The 15,920-nt window shown below is 73.2% G+C and carries 14 protein-coding genes; 7 read left to right on the forward strand and 7 right to left on the reverse strand.

Translation table 11 applies throughout. The features are described 5' to 3' along the window. Positions 1–119: 119 nt before the first annotated feature. Positions 120–1,343 carry an MFS transporter gene (locus tag AB0B14_RS31995; protein WP_357525816.1) on the reverse strand — a complete coding sequence of 408 codons (1,224 nt, stop codon included), beginning with the start codon at positions 1,341–1,343 and terminating at the stop codon, positions 120–122. 154 nt (positions 1,344–1,497) lie between these two features. On the opposite strand from AB0B14_RS31995, the gene AB0B14_RS32000 reads away from it, so the two are divergent. Further along, positions 1,498–2,280, forward strand: a complete 783-nt coding sequence (locus tag AB0B14_RS32000; RefSeq protein ID WP_357068608.1) for an IclR family transcriptional regulator C-terminal domain-containing protein — start codon at positions 1,498–1,500, stop codon at positions 2,278–2,280. 142 nt (positions 2,281–2,422) lie between these two features. Here AB0B14_RS32000 and AB0B14_RS32005 read toward each other — a convergent pair whose 3' ends face one another. Further along, positions 2,423–4,549 (reverse strand): PhoX family phosphatase, encoded by a 2,127-nt coding sequence (locus AB0B14_RS32005; protein ID WP_357525817.1) that lies wholly within the window; start codon positions 4,547–4,549, stop codon positions 2,423–2,425. A 215-nt stretch (positions 4,550–4,764) separates the two neighbouring features. Between AB0B14_RS32005 and AB0B14_RS32010 the strand changes: the two genes are divergently transcribed. Continuing rightward, positions 4,765–5,280 carry a sigma-70 family RNA polymerase sigma factor gene (locus AB0B14_RS32010; protein WP_357068953.1) on the forward strand — a complete coding sequence of 172 codons (516 nt, stop codon included), beginning with the start codon at positions 4,765–4,767 and terminating at the stop codon, positions 5,278–5,280. Next, entirely contained in the window at positions 5,277–5,996 is a 720-nt protein-coding gene (locus AB0B14_RS32015) for a zf-HC2 domain-containing protein (RefSeq protein WP_357068604.1), read from the forward strand. Before AB0B14_RS32010 ends, AB0B14_RS32015 begins: the two co-directional genes overlap by 4 nt. Positions 5,997–6,112: 116 nt before the next feature. Here the strand turns inward: AB0B14_RS32015 and rarD are convergent, their stop codons facing one another. The 4 genes from rarD to eccE all read right to left on the reverse strand — a co-directional run bounded on the left by rarD (position 6,113) and on the right by eccE (position 9,812). Then, positions 6,113–7,033 (reverse strand): EamA family transporter RarD, encoded by a 921-nt coding sequence (rarD, locus tag AB0B14_RS32020; protein WP_357068602.1) that lies wholly within the window; start codon positions 7,031–7,033, stop codon positions 6,113–6,115. Further along, complete coding sequence (locus AB0B14_RS32025) at positions 7,030–7,527, reverse strand: GNAT family N-acetyltransferase (protein ID WP_357068600.1); 498 nt, start codon at positions 7,525–7,527, stop codon at positions 7,030–7,032. Before AB0B14_RS32025 ends, rarD begins: the two co-directional genes overlap by 4 nt. A 115-nt stretch (positions 7,528–7,642) precedes the next feature. Then, the gene (locus tag AB0B14_RS32030) at positions 7,643–8,029 is read right to left on the reverse strand and encodes a phage holin family protein (RefSeq protein WP_355027384.1); all 387 of its coding nucleotides are present in this window, start codon (positions 8,027–8,029) and stop codon (positions 7,643–7,645) included. Between the two features lie 61 nt (positions 8,030–8,090). Then, positions 8,091–9,812: a type VII secretion protein EccE gene (gene eccE / locus AB0B14_RS32035; protein WP_357068951.1), complete on the reverse strand. Its 1,722-nt coding sequence runs from the start codon at positions 9,810–9,812 to the stop codon at positions 8,091–8,093. A gap of 515 nt (positions 9,813–10,327) precedes the next feature. Here eccE and AB0B14_RS32040 point away from each other — a divergent pair. Beyond that, the gene (locus tag AB0B14_RS32040; RefSeq protein WP_357068596.1) at positions 10,328–10,648 is read left to right on the forward strand and encodes a WXG100 family type VII secretion target; all 321 of its coding nucleotides are present in this window, start codon (positions 10,328–10,330) and stop codon (positions 10,646–10,648) included. Positions 10,649–10,670: 22 nt separating this feature from the next. Beyond that, positions 10,671–10,964, forward strand: a complete 294-nt coding sequence (locus AB0B14_RS32045) for a WXG100 family type VII secretion target (RefSeq protein ID WP_357068594.1) — start codon at positions 10,671–10,673, stop codon at positions 10,962–10,964. A gap of 85 nt (positions 10,965–11,049) precedes the next feature. On the opposite strand, the gene mycP is transcribed toward AB0B14_RS32045, so the two are convergent. After that, positions 11,050–12,273, reverse strand: coding sequence for a type VII secretion-associated serine protease mycosin (gene mycP, locus AB0B14_RS32050; RefSeq protein ID WP_357525818.1), 1,224 nt, complete (start codon positions 12,271–12,273; stop codon positions 11,050–11,052). A gap of 152 nt (positions 12,274–12,425) precedes the next feature. Here mycP and AB0B14_RS32055 point away from each other — a divergent pair, with 152 nt between their 5' ends. Together AB0B14_RS32055 and AB0B14_RS32060 are read left to right on the forward strand one after the other, a co-directional pair. Beyond that, entirely contained in the window at positions 12,426–15,557 is a 3,132-nt protein-coding gene (locus AB0B14_RS32055) for an SseB family protein (RefSeq protein ID WP_357525820.1), read from the forward strand. Further along, complete coding sequence (locus tag AB0B14_RS32060; protein ID WP_357068588.1) at positions 15,554–15,919, forward strand: hypothetical protein; 366 nt, start codon at positions 15,554–15,556, stop codon at positions 15,917–15,919. Before AB0B14_RS32055 ends, AB0B14_RS32060 begins: the two co-directional genes overlap by 4 nt. Position 15,920: the final 1 nt, after the last annotated feature.

A 15,920-nucleotide genomic window follows, 5' to 3' on the forward strand; every position in this document is an offset into this window, starting at 1 on the left:
GCCCCCGCCAGACGCTCGACTGGGCAACCCCAGCCGAACGCCTGGACCACCTCATCGCTACCTAACGATTGCACTCACCCCTTGACCCCAAGCCGTGGGATCGGGCAATAACGTCATGATCAACGGAGGTCGGGGCGGGCTGCGGGTGGGGCGGGGGTGGGGTGGGGTGGGGTCAGGAGGCGACCGCCGACGAGCATGAGGGCGGCGGCGAGCAGCATCGCCACCGCCGCCGCGGTCCACATGGCGGGGTAGCCGAAGTGGGCGGCGAGGGGTCCGAGGCTCAGCGGGCCGAGGCAGCCGCCCGCGTACACCCCGGTCTGGGTGATCGAGGTGGCGGTGGCCGGCGACTGCGGGTGGAGTCGGACCACCGCGAAGTTCACCAGGCCCGGCCAGGCCCAACCCAGGCCGAAGCCGAGCACCACGCCGGCCACCAGCGGCACCGTGCCGGTCAGCGCGAGCAGGGCCAGCCCGGCCGTGCCGACGACGAGCATCGCGGCGATGACGGCGATGTGACCGGTGTCGCGACGGTCGGCCAACCAGCCCGCACCCACCCTGGCCGTCATGCAGACCGCGCCGCCCAGGGTCAGGGTGAGGCCGGCGAGGCCGGGCGAGAGGCCCCGAGCCGCGGCGGAGTCCACCAGGAAGGTGCCCAGTGCGTTGGCCGCCGCCGCGGCCAACGTCGCCGCCGCGCCGATCACCACGAGCGCCGCCGTGGCCCGATCGGTGCGCGAAGCACCGGCCGGCCGCGCCGGGCCGGGCAACTGCCGGGGTACGGCGGGCAGCGCCGTCAACGCGGCCACGGCGGCGGCCACGAACGCCCAGCGCCAGCCGACGGTGAGCGCGAAGGTGGGCACCGCCAGACCGGCCAGCAGGGTGGAGGCGGGAATGGCGGCCTGCTTGACGCCGAACGACAGGCCCTGCCGGCGGGCGGGCACGTGCTGGGCCAGCGCCGCGTTGCTGGCCAACTGGCCGAGCGCGTTCGCGGCAGCGCTGAGCGCCAGCAGGCCGACGAGCATCGGGTACGACCTGGCGAAGGCGGCCACGGCCAGCGTCGACCCGGCGGCCAGCAGGATGCCGCAGCGGGCCACCAGGGCCGGCCCGTACCGCTCGACAAGTCGGCCCGAGGGCACCGAGGCGAGCGCGCTGACCCCGAAGTAGACGGCCACGGCCAGGCCCAGGCCGGCCGGGGAGAAGCCGAGGTCGGTGCCCATCTGCACGGCGAGACCGCCGAGCAGGAAGACGGGCAGTACGCAGGCCACGGTGGTGACGACCGCGCCGGCACTGGCCCGGACCGGGTGGGGTCGGGCGGTGATCGGGGCGGAGGTGGAGACGGTGTTGGTCATCGTCCGGCAAAGCTACGTGAACCCTGCTCGAACCACTCATGGTGACGGGCGGGGTACACGCTGTGGGTGATGATCTGGCATCCTCCACCCGAACAGGCATTTCGCAGTGGGCCTGTTTTTCATATGGTGTAAGTCCCCGGCGGCGGAGGTGGTTGTGCGCGACCCCTTGGCAGAACCTTCGGACCTGATCCGCAGCGTGTCCCGAGCGCTGCGGGTGTTGGAGTCGGTCGGTCGTGCCCCGAAAGGCCTGACGGTCAAGCAGATCGCCCGGCGGTGTGAGTTGACCGTGGCCACCACCTACCACCTGGTCCGCACGCTCGCCTACGAGGGCTACGTGATTCGTCGCGAGGACGGCACGTACATCGTGGGGTTGGAGGTGGCCGACCGCTACCGGGAGTTGGTGACCGCCTTCCGGGGCCCGCCGGTGGTGGGTGAGACGTTGCGGCGGGCCGCTCTGGACACCGGCTACAGCCACTACCTGGGTCGCTTCGTCGGCGGGCAGGTGGCCATCACGGCGGTCGCCGAGGGGCACCGCTCGCCCTACCTGGAGGATCTGGTCCCTGGCTTCGACGAGGGGGCGCACGCGACGGCTCTCGGTAAGTCGCTGCTCGCCACCCTCACCGCCGACCAGCGCTACCGCTATCTGCGGGAGTACGGCATGCGCCCGTTCACGAGCGCCACGCTGACCACCATCGAGGCGTTCGAGGCCGACCTGGCCGCCGGCGACCGGCGCGGCATGCAGTTGGAGATGGGGCAGTTCCGTCAGGGGGTGGCCTGTGCGGCGGTGCTCGTCGCCCCGGACAAGGACATGGAACGCCGCGTCGTGTTGGCCTGCGCGTTGCCGGCCAGCGAGATGATGACCTCCGCCCGGGTGGTCCGCGCGAAACTGCTCACGGTGGCCCGTAGCGTCGCGGACGGCATCGCCGCCGACTCCTGACCCAACGGATGCCGAGAGGCCCTCTCCCGGGCTGGGAGAGGGCCTCTCGTGGCGGTCCAGCGCCGGACCCGCCGTGAGTGACGTTCAGCGGCCCGCCGGCCGCGGTGGCACTGTCAGCGGCCCGCTGGCCGCGGTGGCGCCGTCAGCTGCCCACCGGGCCGCCGTCGAGGCGCCAGGTGACCACCACGCCCGGCTTGGCGTAGTCGCCGTCGGGCCAGTTCGAGGCCGGGTTCTCCACCGAGGCGCCGGTGATCTCGCCCGGGTGCTGCACGGCGACGAAGACCGAGCGGTTGTCGCCGGTGATGAACGGGCCGCAGGTCTCCGCGCCGAGTGGCACGGTCAGGAACTGCTTGAGGTGACCCCGCTCCGGGCCCTCCACGGCGGTGGCGAACAGGCCGTCGTTGCTGCCCAGCGCGTTGCCGTCGGTGGAGATCCACAGGTTGCCGGTGGCGTCGAAGGCGACGTTGTCCGGGCAGGAGATCGGGGAGACCCTGGTCCTGTCGTACCCGGCGAAGTAGGTCGACGGGTCGGTCGGGTCGCCGCAGACGATCGGCAGTGACCAGGCGAAGGTCTCGGCCGTGTTGTCGTTGCGGTCCTCGACCAGCTCCAGGATCTGCCCGTGCTTGTTGGCGTTGCGCGGGTTGGCCTCGTCGGCCGGGGCCTTGCCGGCCTTGCCGCGGTCGGTGTTGTTGGTCAGCGCCACGTACACCTTGCCGGTGAGCTGGCTCGGCTCGACGTCCTCGGGGCGGTCCATCTTGGTCGCGCCGACCTTGTCGCCGGCGAGCCGGGTGAAGGTGAGCACGTCCGCGGCGGTCATCCCGTCGACGAACGAGCGGTTGCCGCTGACCAGCCTGATCCAGCGGCCCCGGCCGTTGAACGCGCCGTCGGTGGGGAGCTGGCCCGAGCCGTCGATCTCGGCGGCGCTTGTCTCGTCGAGCTTCGCCACGTAGAGCGTGCCGGACTCCAACAGGGTCAGGTTGTGCTTGCGGGCAGCCCAGGAGTTGCCCTTCAGGAACTTCTTGTCCGAGACGAACTTGTAGAGGTAGTCGAACCGCTCGTCGTCGCCCATGTACGCGACCACGTGACCGTCCTTCGCGACGATCACGTTCGCGCCCTCGTGCTTGAACCGGCCCATCGCGGTGTGCTTGCGCGGGCGGCTCTCCGGGTCGAACGGGTCGATCTCGACGACCCACCCGAACCGGTGCGCCTCGTTGGGGTGCTTGGCCAGGTCGAAACGCTCGTCGGCGCGCTCCCACTTGCGGCTGCCGCTGGGGTAGCGGCTAGCGGTGCCGATGCCGTAACGGTCCAGCTTCGGCTTCAGCTCGGCCGGGGCGGCGTCGGCGCCCACGAAGTACTGGTTGAAGTTCTCCTCACCGGAGAGCACCGTGCCCCACGGGGTCACGCCACCGGCGCAGTTGTTCAGCGTGCCGACGACCGTACGACCCTTGGGATCGGCGGCGGTCTTCAGCCAGGCCGAGCCGGCGGCCGGGCCGGTCAGGTCGAACTTGGTGCTCAGCGCGGTGACCCGCCGGTTGTATGGCCGGCGACCGTTGTCGACGGGCTTCCACTGCCCGGTGCCCGCGACCCGTTCCAGCTCCACCACCGACATGCCGTGGGCGGCCATGGCGGTGCGCAGCTGCTCGACGGAGAGCCCGTCCAGGCCGGGGAAGCCCGGGAACATCAGGTCCTCGTTCGTGTACTCGTGGTTGACCACGAGCAGCGCCCGCTTGCCCTGCTTGTCCAGCGGCAGCACGCCCACGAAGTCGTTGTTGTAACCGAACTGCCTGGACTGTGCCGCGGCGCTCTGGTGGTGCAGGTCGAACTCGGGCGCGCCCGGCAGCACCGGGTCACCCCACTTGATCACCACGGCGTGGTCGTAGCCGTTCGGGACGACAAGGGTGTCCAGCTTGTTCGGTGGGATCGGCTTGAAGGTCAGCGCGCCGTTGCCGACGCCGGTGCCGGGACGGCCGAAACCCAAGGCCTCCGGGACGTCCGGGGTGGTGGGGGCCGCCATGGCCGGGGCCGCACCGGCGAGCGCACCGGCAGCCGCGCCGCCGAAGCCCAGGACCAGCGCGCCGACCGCGCCGGCCCGGACCACGCCGCGCCGCGAGACCTCCGCGTTCACCACGTCTCCGAAGTACGCGTTGTCGGAGGTGTTCGGCACCGGGTGGTCACAGGCGTTTCCGCAGCGGTACAGGCAGGTCATGGCGTCACGGCTGCCGTGGCGGGTGCCGGTCAGCAGGGGGAGCAGCCGGGGGCGGTCGCTCATGGGGGAAGCCTCCAGGAAAGTCGGTGGCACGACAGGCGGCGTACCAGGCGGACGCTAGGAGGACGTGGTGAGCGCTCGTCGGCCACGATGTGAACCGGGCGTGAACACCTTCGTGGACGCAGCCGGTCTGACCTCGGGCTGAACCGATCGGCGTGACCGCACGTATTCCCGAGCGAACGCACCGCCGGACGCGCGCCGGAAGCGAGGAGACCGCCATCAGCGACCACGACGCCCAACTGCTGCGCGCGCTGCACGACGAGCACGCGGAGGCGCTGTACGCCCACGCCCTGCGGTTGGTCAACGGTGACCGGCAGCGCGCCGAGGATCTGGTGCAGGAGACGCTGCTGCGGGCCTGGCGCCACCCGGAATCCCTCGACCCGCGGCGCGGTTCGGTGCGGTCCTGGCTCTTCACCACCGCCCGTAACCTGGCGATCGACGCCTGGCGGCGGCGCTCCACCCGGGTCGGCGAGGTCTTCACCGACGATCTTCCCGAACCGCCCGAGGCGGTCGACGAGGCCGAACGGGCAGTGGAGGCGTGGACCGTCGCCGAGGCACTCAACCGGCTCAGCCCGACCCACCGCGAGGTGCTGATCGAGTGCTTCTACCAGGGACGATCGGTGGCCGAGGCAGCGTCGCGTCTGGGCGTACCGCCGGGGACCGTGAAGTCCCGCACCCACTACGCGCTGCGGTCTCTACGGTTGGTGCTGGCCGAGATGGGGGTGACGGGATGACGCAGTGCGAGTTCGCGTACGACGACGGCGCGTACGTGCTGGGCGCCCTCGCCCCCGCCGAACGGGCGGCCTACGAGCGGCACCTGGGCGGCTGCGCCTCCTGCCGGGAGGCGGTCGCCGAGATCGCCGTCCTGCCCGGGTTGCTCGGGCGCCTCGACCCGGCGGGGTTGGAGCAGATCCTGCCGCCGCCGGCCCCGCCCCGGGCGCCCGCGCTGCTCGAGGAGGCCCGGCGCCGCCGGCGTCGGGAACGCGCCTCGGACCGCCGACGGTACGCGCTGACCACGCTCGCCGCCGCCGGGCTGGCCCTGCTGGTGGGTGTGGGCACCGCCGTGGTGTTGCCCCGGCCCGCCGGCCCGTCCGGCCCTCCGGTGGCGCAGGGCAGCACGCCCGCACCGCAGGTGTCGATGGTCCCGATGCGACCGGTGGCCAACACCGGGCCGGTGCACGCCGACATCGGGCTCACCGGCACCAAGTGGGGCACCGAGGTGACCATGCGCTGCGGCTACGACACGCGGACGAGCTACGGCAAGGCGTACCCGTTTCGGCTGGTGGCGCGCGGCCCGAACGGTGCCAGCGAACAGATCGGGTCCTGGCTGGCGGCGCCGGGCGACGCCCTCCAGCTCAACGGTGCCACCAGGTTCACCGCTGCCGAGCTGGTAAGCGTGGAACTCCAACGAATCGACGGCACACCAATCCTCACCTACGCAGTCCCCTAACCCGCGACCCCGTGCCCTCGGCGATCTTGCACTTGCTGTCCTCCCGTAAGGGGGCATGGTGGGCATTTCGGCGACAGAAACTGCAAGATCGCGGGGAGGGGGTCGGCGGGGCCGGGTTACGGGGTGGGGATGGGGGTTTGGGGTTGGGGTTGGGGTCGGCGGTTTTGGCGGGCCTTGCCGACTGCGTCGGCGGTGAAGACGATGAGGGCGAGCCAGACCAGCGCGAAGCCGACGAGGCGGGCCGGAGGCATCGGCTCATGGAAGATCAACACGCCGCAGCCGAGCTGGAGGATGGGCGCCAGATACTGGATCATGCCGAGGCCGCTCAGGGGCAGCCGGTTGGTCGCCCCGGCGAACAGGAGCAGCGGGATCGCCGTGGCCGCACCGGCCAGCACCAGCAGTGCGGTGTGCCCGGCCGAGACGTGCCCGAAGGTCGACTCGGCACGACTCGTGAGCCACCCCAGGTAGCCCAGCGCCGGCAGTGCCAGCACCGCCGACTCGACGAACAGGCCCTCGGCCGGTGGCAGCCCGAGGCGCTTCTTGACCAGCCCGTAGCCGGCGAAACTGAACGCCAGGGTCAACGCCAACCAGGGCAGTCGACCGTAGTCCACGGTGAGCACCGCGACCGCCGACGCGCCGATCCCGAGCGCCACCCACTGTGCCGGGCGTAGCCGCTCCCGCAGCACCGTCACCCCGAGAAGCACCACGACCAGCGGATTGATGAAGTAGCCGAGCGCGGTCTCCACCACCCGGTCGGAGTTGACCCCGTAGATGTAGGCGCCCCAGTTGACGGCGATCAGCGCGGCGGCGGCGACGACCCCGGCCACCGCCCAGGGGCGTCGCAGCAGCGCCCGCAGGAAGCCGACGTTGCGCAGCGCCGCCAACAGCAGGGCCACGAAGACCACCGACCAGACGATCCGGTGGGCCAGGATCTCCAGTGGACCAGCAGGTCGCAGGAGCCTGAGATAGAGCGGAAAGAAACCCCAGATCAGGTACGCGCCGAAGCCGTAGAGGTATCCCAGGCGGAGTGGCGTCACCCCTCCACCGTAAGGGGTGTAACGGCGCTTTGCTCCTTTCCCGTGATCGGGGTCACCGGTACCCGTCGGTCGAGCTGCATCCACCGCTCCGGCATGTCCAGCGGCGTGAAGCCCACCCGCGCGTACACCTGGTGGGCGTCGTTGGTGGCCAGCAGGATTCGGCGTACGCCGAGGTCGTCCAGGTGGTCGCGGATCGCGGCGACCAGCCAGCCGCCCAACCCGCGGCCCCGGGCGGCCCGGTCGACGTACACGTCGCAGAGCCAGGCGAAGGTGGCGCCGTCGGTGACCACCCGGGCCACCGCCACCTGCCGGTCGTCCTCGGGTCGGTAGACGCCGAACGGCAGCGAGCCGGCGAACGCCCGCGCTGTGGTCTCCCGGTCCCGGCCGAGCGCCCAGTACGCGTCGGTGGACAACCAGAGATGGACCAGGGCCAGATCGAGCCGGGTGGGGTCGGTGCTGAGCAGATGGCCGTCGGTGCGGGTCAGCGAGAACACGCTGCGACGCTAGCCGCCGCGGTGGGCGACCCGACCGGCCAATTCCCAAATTCTGGTCATCGGCCGGCCGTGGTCGCAGCCCCGAGGGGGCGGGTCGGTGTTGGCCCGCGGACGGTCAGTCCCGGTCGAGGACGGCGCCGAGGATCCAGGTCACGATGCTCACGAACAGCGCACCGAGCACGGCGGCCGGCCAGAAACCGTCCACCGTGAACGGCAGCCCAGCCTGGTCGGCGATCCAACTGGTGAGCAGGAACAGCAGCCCGTTCACCACCAGCGCGATGAGACCCAGGGTCAGCAGGTAGAAGCCGCAACCGACGGTCTTGATGACTGGCTGGAGGACCGCGTTGACCACGCCGAAGATCACCGCCACCAGGAGCAGCGTGGTGACCGTCTCGACGGCGGAGTCCGACTCCAGTGAGATGCCGGGGATGAGGAGTGTGGCCAGCCAGAAAGCCAGCGCTGTGCTGGCCAGCCGAATCAGCAGACCTTTCAGAAAACCCATGGCGGGGATCGTGCCACGGACCTCGTACCGGCGTAACCCGGCGGTTGATCATCGGTGTGGATCAGCCGCGCGCCGGTCGCCCGATCAGTTGCGCCTCGATCGGCGTGGGGGAGAGCAGCGCCCAGCGCAACGCCCTCCGGTTGACCACGGCGACCATGTCGTCCCGGATCCGGGTCAACCACTCGGCCGAGCCGCCCAGCCCCAGGGCGGCACCGGCCAACGCGGCCTCGGCGGCGTCCAGCGGTTGCAGCAACGCGAGGTCGGCCCGGCTCAACGCGTCGACGTCCGCGGGGGTCAGCTCGTCCCGTACGACCAGGGTGGCCCGCCACGGCGGACCCGGCTCGGCCTCGGCCGGCACCGGGCCGACGTCGACGACGAGCAGCAACGGACGCAGGGCGGTGCCCACCCCGTCGGCGACCGGTCGACCGGGCGGCAGCAACGGGATCGTCCCGCCCGGCGCGCCCACCCCCCGGACGAACGGCTCCCAGGCGCGCGGCCGGGTGGTCTGCACCACCACCAGGGCACCGAGGGCCAGTGCGCGCAGGGCCACCAACTGGGCGGCACGCACCCCCCCGACCAGCAGCACCCGGGTGCTCTCCGGCCGGAAGAGTCGCACGGTGACGGCTCGGCCGTGTCGGTTCGTGCCGACCATCATCCCCGCGTCGCCCAGGGTCAGCTCCCAGTCGTCCATCGCGGAGCGTTGCTGCGGCCCGGGGGTGGTCAACGCCAGTGGCAGCGTGGCGGCCAACCCGTGCAGGTGCGCGCCGTCGAGACGTCGCAGCTCCCCGCCCAGGTCGGTCACCAGACGCTCCAGCGCCTCGGTGGCCGCGGTCAACTCGGTCGCCGTCGCGGCGGCCAGGCGTACGGTCAGCTCGGTCGGCGCCGGCCCGACACCGCTGGTCGGCGACGGACCCGCGGTGATCGACACCGTCGTCGCGGTCGCCGGCAGCGCGAGCATCCGGGGCACCAGACGCCGCCCACCCGCACCGCCCGCCTCTGGCCACCGGACCAGCCGGAACGTGGCCTGGACCAGGGCACCGGACCGGAGTGTCGGCCAGGACTCCCGTACCGGATGGCCGTCGTGGTGGGCCAGCTCGGCCAGGACCCGCAGCGCGGCCGGTACGCCGAGCGGCCGCGCCGTCAGCGATCCGAACCGGCGGACGATGCGGCGGACCGTCCCGGCGAGCACCCGGCGCAGGTCCGCCGCGGACCACCCGTCCACCCGCAGCACCCGGACCGCCACCACCGCCCGCTCCCGCCCGGCCAGCCGCCCGTCGGTGAGCTGCCGGTACGACGTGCCGGCCGTGCCGGCCGCCGGGACCGGTGCGGGTGCCCCGGCGAGCAGCAGCTGGACCCGCAGCGGGGGCATGTCCGGCCCGGCCGTGGGCAGCAACGCCGATGGCGGGGGAATCGCCTGGGACACGTCGCCGAGCAGGTCACCGGGGTCGCCGAGCTCCAGGAGCGCCACCATGCCGGTGGTGTCCTCCAGCACGGCGGCCGGACCGCCGGTCAGCTCCGTGGAGCGGACGACGGTGCCGGGAGCGACCAGGTCGAGCAGGTCGGCCGCGCCGGCCGGCCCGGCGAGCGCCCGACGTCGGGTCAGGTGCCCGACGGCGGTGCCCAGCCACTGGAACAGCCACCGGCCCCGGAACCGGACCCCGACGGTCGCCACCAGCAGCACGGCCACCAGTGCGGCCGCGACGATGACCGGCGCGGGTCGGCCGAGGGCGGCGAGGACGAGCGCCGCCGCGACCTGCGCGGTCACCAGTTGCCCGGCCCACACCCCGGCGCCGGACCGCCGATCGGACCAGGCACGGCGGTCGGACCAGGCACGACGGTCGAGGGGGGATCGGCGACCCGGTGTGCGCGGACCGGCGGAGCCTGGGCTGCCCTCGGCGGGTCGGTCCGACCCGGCCGGCTCACCCGGCCCGACTGCTCGTGCCGCGGGGCTCGGCCCGGACCCGACCGGGGTCGCCGGGTGCGGCCCTCCGGTGGTGATCGCCGGCACCGTGCCTCCTCGACCAGTGGGAACCCGGGTCGGGCGTCCGGCCGCCCTGCGGCGGCCCGTCACGCGCCGCGACGTGGCTGCGGCACATCGTAAGCGACCGATGGCTCTCGCGGTTGTCCACAGGGGAGAAGCGTGGGGTAGCCGAACCGCTACGAGACCGCTACCGTCAGCCACGAAGTCATCGCTGACCCGCGTCTCAGTGCTCGACGACCGGGCCAAGCGAACGACGCGTTCCCAGGGCGGGCGCGTCGAGGGCCAAGGTGCGATCAGGGAGACGAGGTGACGTCCGGGTGTCCCAGACCCAGGCAGAAGCCGCGGTGATGCAGCAGACCGCCGCGAAGTTCGAGCAGGTTGACCAGTCGTTGCAGTCCATGCTGACCGGCCTGCTGGCCGAGCTGCAGGTGTTGCAGCAGGCCTGGCGTGGTGCTGGTGGCCGGTCCTTCGAGCAGGTCAAGCAGCAGTGGTCAGAGGACCAGGCGGCGCTGCACCGAGCGCTGCGGGAGACCGCCGGGGCGATCCGCACCGCCGGCCGACAGTACGACGTCTCGGACGACGAGGTGGCCAGCCGGGTTGCCGGCACCAATCGCGGCGGCATCCAGTTGCCGCTCTGATCCCGCTCGGGAGGGAAATCCGATGGACCATGGTGTGCTGGTCGTCAACTTCGCCGCGCTTCAGCAGGCCGGCGCGGACATTCAGAAGGCGCTGAACACGCTCGACTCGCAGCTCGGCCAACTCGAACGAGACGCTGCCCCGCTGGTGGCGAGTTGGACGGGCGAGGCCCGCCAGGCCTACGAGCAGCGGCAGGCGCGGTGGCGGTCCGCCTCGCAGGATCTCCAGGCGATGCTGCGGGACATCAGGTTGGCGGTGCACGACTCGGCCACCGACTACCTGGACACCGAAAAGAAGAACACCGGGCTGTTCCAGTGACCGCGGTCGGCCGGGAGAGCTGACCGTGTTCCGGTCCGCTGCCCGGCCGCCGCAGGTCCTCGGTCCGGGCAGTCAGCTTCCGAGGTCAGGCCGGGTCGGCCGGGCGCCAGCGTCGGCGTGCGCCACGGGGCAACACCAGGGCGAGCAGCGCCACGGTGACTGCGGTCGTGCCGACCGCCGCACCGACCAGCAGGGCCCGCTCCCGCGCGGTCGACCGGCGGGCCTGGCGGGCGAGCAGCGCCGGGTCGGCCCGGTCGTCGGCGAGCACGGCGACCGGACGAGGATCGGCCGCGCGGCCGACGCTGGTCTCGGTGACCGCCCGGTACGGGTTCAGCACGCCGGCACCGTACCCGCCGCCGTGGCCCGTTCCGGGAGCTGGATCGGCGGTGGCGATGATTCGTGCCACCACCTGGGCAGCTGTCAACTCGGGCCGGTACTCGCGCAGCAACGCGGCGGTGGCGGCCACGAACGGTGCCGCGTAGCTGGTGCCCTCGACCTGACGATGGCCCGACCCGGGGGCGGCGGTCAGCACCTCGCTGCCCGGCGCGACCAGGTCGACGTACGATCCGGTCTGCGAGAAGGTCGCCCGCCCGCCGTCGGCGCCGATCGCCCCCACGCCGAGCACCCCGTCGTAGGCGGCGGGGAACGGCCGGGGATCCCCGCCGTCGTGCAGGTTGCCAGCGGCGGCCACCAGCACCACGTCCCGGTCCAGGGCGTACCGCACGGCAGCACGGACTTCCGGATCGTCGGCATACAACACCACCGACAGGTTCACCACGTCCGCGTCATGGTCGACGGCCCACCGGATGGCCTGGGCGAATTCGTCGGCGCCGACCGTACGCCCCGACTCCCGCCCCTGCACCACCTGCTGCTCACTCACCCGCACCGGCATGATCCGGGCATTCGGTGCCAGACCGCGGAAGGCGACTCCGGGTTGGGGTGCCGCCGCGATGATGCTCGCCACGCCGGTGCCGTGCCCGGCGCAGTCGCGACCGCCGTCGCCGCCGGGGTCGAGCAGGTCGGTGCCGGCCAGCACGCGCCCGGCCAGTTGGGGGTGCGCCCGATCCACCCCGGAGTCGACCACCGCGACGGTCACCCCGGCGCCGGTGGCCAGTGGCGCGAGGCGGGCCGGGTCGTACCGTTGCTGTGGCCACGGCGCGGCCGTGACCGGCCGGACGGGGGCGAGGGGGGTCGCGCACGCCGGTGCCGTCCGGAGCCTGGCGGTGGCGGTGGCGGTCGGGAGGGCCGGCACGGTCAGCACGCTCGCGGCCAGACCTGCGAGGACCGGGCGCATGATCGATCGGGACATCGACAGCCTCCGTATCGTGTCGGCTCCGGGACGGGATGTTATCGCCTTGCCCGCGCCCCGGCAGACCGCCGACGGCCAGCCATTGTGATCTTGATACCACCTTGTAGGTTGTACGCGATACCTGTGGCCTGTTCTCGGAAGGGGAGGTGGCCGTGACCGAATGGGAGCCGGCCACGGAGGCCGAGGTGGCGATGCGCGACGCGCTGCGCGCCAACGACCAGGAGCTCTACTTCCGGCTCCTGTCCCGCACCGATCTGCTGCTGCCGGTCTCCGCGCCGGCGCAACCCGGCCAGGCACCCCCCGGCTGGGGCACCTGGACCACCGGTGGCCGGACACACGTGCTGGCCTTCACGTCGGCCGGTGCACTGCGGGCCTGCCTCGGTGAGCACCCCGGCAGCAACCGACGCGTGCCCTTCGCCGACCTCGCGGTCGGCTGGCCCAACCAGGAGTGGTGGCTCGCCGTCAACCCAGGTCTGCCGGTCGAGGGCTACCTGCCAGCGTGGTTCGTGTCGCAACTCTCCCGGGGCGACGTGCGCCTGCCCGGCCGCACCATGGGTGCCCGCGCTCGCCTGGAGCGGGCGGAGACCCTGGCCCGCACCCGCACCGGTGCACCGGGCCGGGACGCCACAGCAGCTGCTGGAGCACCTCCCGCGATGGGCGCGACGCCGTCCGGGCCAGCCCCGGTCCCGTCTGCACCGGTTCCGCCTGACGCGGTCCCGTCGGCTGCGGTCCCGCCTCCGCCGTTCCCCCCTGCTGCGGTCCCGCCTCCGCCGTTCCCCTCTGCCGCGGTCCCGCCCCGCCGGGGCGCGTGGGGTCCGACGCCCCGGGCGGCGGGCACCCCGCCGATGCCCGGCCCGGCGTCGCGGACGCCCGGCCCCGTCGAGCCTTCGCGCCGACCCGGCCAGGATGACCTGCCCGCCGCCGGTCACCGGCACCCGAGCGGCCCGCCGCAACCAGGCGCGGCCGGCCCCCTGCCCCGCACCGGTCGGTCGTCCCGGTTCGTACCGTTGGCGCCCGCCGACCGTCCCGGTGTCGGTCCGGCCGAATCCCCCAGCTCCGGTCGGCCGGCCGAGTCCTCCGGCCCGGGTTGGCAGGCCGAGTCTCCCGGCCCGGGTTGGCAGGCCGAGTCTCCCGGCACTGGCTGGCCGGCCGCGAACCGGCCGAGCGACGTCGACGGTCCGGCCGCCGGCAACGGCAACGGCGGCCCCCAACCCGCTCGGCGTTCCTTCTTCGAACCCACCACCGCGCGGGACCGGGCGTCCGACCCGCTGCCGGGCGGGGGTCGGCCCGCCGACCGCGCGGCCCCACCGAGTCGATTCGGGCGGGGCAGCCAGCCCTTCCCACGTCGCCGCCCGGCCGACGCGTCGGCCGGGGAGGCCGCGACACGCGCCTTTCCAATGCCGGACCCGGACACCACCCGGCCGCTGCGGCGGCCGACCGGCGACCTCGGTGCGTCCCGCGGGGTCCGCGCGCCGGCACCGGCTGAGGAGATCACCCAGCCCCTGCCACCGCGCCGACCCGACCCGATGGCGGAGGAGCCCACGCGCGCCTTTCGGCTGACCGGCCAGCCGCCGCCGAGCGCAGCGGCGGAGCGACTCGGCCCGGCCGCAGAGCAGACCCAGGCGATCCCGCGCGACCGGCCGAGCCGATTCGGGCCGGTGGAAGAGCTGTCGGTGTCCGCCGCGGAACCGGTCTCCAGCCCGCCCGCGCCGCGTCGCGGCTTCACGCCCATCGTCATCGAGGGCACCATCATCGAGTCCCGCGACCTCACCGACCCGGTCGAGGCCAACGGCCTGTTCGACGCGGCCCGGCAGCCCCGCCCCGCCGAGCCCGCCCCGCGACCGTTCGACTCGGCGCCCTCCGGTCCGGACCTGTTCAGTCCGTCGTCGTCCAGTGTGAGCCGGTCCGGTCCCGCGTCGTCCAACCCCGGTCCGAGCCCGTCGGTGCCACCCACCAGTGGTGGGCCTGCCGCGGACGGTCTGGTCGGTGCCGGCACGGGCGGCGGGCCCAGCGCTGACCGCAGTGGCGTCCCGGTCAGCGGCGAACGCACCGACACCGACGGCTCGTCGGTCGGCGCGACCGACGCGGATCGGTACGGCAGTGGCGCGACCGCCGCGGATCGGGTCGGCACCGGCGCGACCGACGCGGATCGGTACGGCAGTGGCGCGACTGCCGCGGATTGGGTCGGCAGCGGCGCGACCAGCGCGGATCGGCCCAGCGGCGCGACTGGCGCGGATCGGGTCGGCAGTGGCGTGACCGCGACCGGGGACGGCGCCGGGCAGCCGCCGCCCGTCGACGAGCCGGCCCCGGTCGAGTTCGAGCCGGCCAACACCGTCGAGGAGGACCTGCTCGGTGCCGCCGGTGCCGGCAGCACCGACACGTTCCTGTCCACCCTGCTGCTGGCCCGGGTGCTGCTGCCGGCGGCACCGGATTCGGTGCCGGGCAGCCGGCCCGGTGACGCGGGCTTCGTCTGGCGTACGGCGCAGCTTGACGGCGAGACGTACGTGGTGGTCTACACGTCGCCGGAGCGCCTCGCCGACCACGTCGAGGGCGACGTCACCACCGTCGGTGTGAAGTTCGCCCAACTGATCCGGCGCTGGCCGGACGAGGACTGGTCGTTCGCCGTCAACCCGGGCACCCCGGTCGGTGCCAAGCTGCCCGGGGAACAGATCGTCGCGTTGGCCAACTGGGCCGCCGAGGTGGGGCTCGGTGACGACCTGGAGGTGGACCCGGAGGAAGCGCCGGCCGTGGCGGAGCCCACCGCCCGCCCCCGGTACGCTCCGGCGGCGGTCGACCCGGCCCGACCGACTGTCATGCAGAAGGCGGTCGCGCCCAGCCAACTCGCGTACTACCTGGATCGGGGGTACGACCGGGTCTCCGGCTTCGTGCACCGGGCCGGTGAGCTGGCCCACCTGACCACGCCCGCGCAGGTGCACGACGCGCTCGGCCTCAGCTACCCCGGATCGCCGTTCGCCAGGGATGCCGAGGAGATCTACGTGTTGCGCTGGCCGGCGCACCGGCCGAGTCTCTACCGGATCCCGTACGGCGGTCAGAACGAACCGGCGATGCGGGCCATGGAGGGCTGGGTCATCGAACGCCCGCCGTTCCGGGGCAACGGCTTCGCCCCGGGGGAGAGCAGCGACGTGGTCGCGGAGTTCAAGGTGGACAGCGCGCGCCTCCCGCACGGCACGCAACTCTGGCGGATCGGCGCGGACGGCACCGAGCGGGTGGTCGCGGAGCTCGACACCGACACGGTGGTCTGGCGACGGGTCGGTGAGGCGTGATGCGCGACGGTTACGTGGCCCGGTGGCAGGGCCGGGAATACCAGGCCAGCCCGGACGGCGACAACATCCGCCTGTACCAACCCGAGCCGGGCGAGGGCTTCGAGGAGGTCCGCGCGGGCCGGTACGTCCGGGTGCTGCCGGCGACCGAGATCGAGGACCTGGCGTACGTGCGGACCACCTGCACCTGGCAGGGCCAGCCGTTCATCGTGCTGGGCGAGCATGACGCCTGGTTGCGGGTGGAATACACAGGTGGCCGCTGGCCGGTGGCCGAGGCGATGCGGCTGGAGGTCTTCGACTTCGGCGTCTACCAGGGTTGGGCTCCGGCCTCCGAGGTCACCGACCTGCGGGAGCAGCGGGTCTGAG

This window comes from Micromonospora sp. NPDC049171, from assembly GCF_040648275.1.
In the GTDB taxonomy this organism is placed as follows: domain Bacteria; phylum Actinomycetota; class Actinomycetes; order Mycobacteriales; family Micromonosporaceae; genus Micromonospora.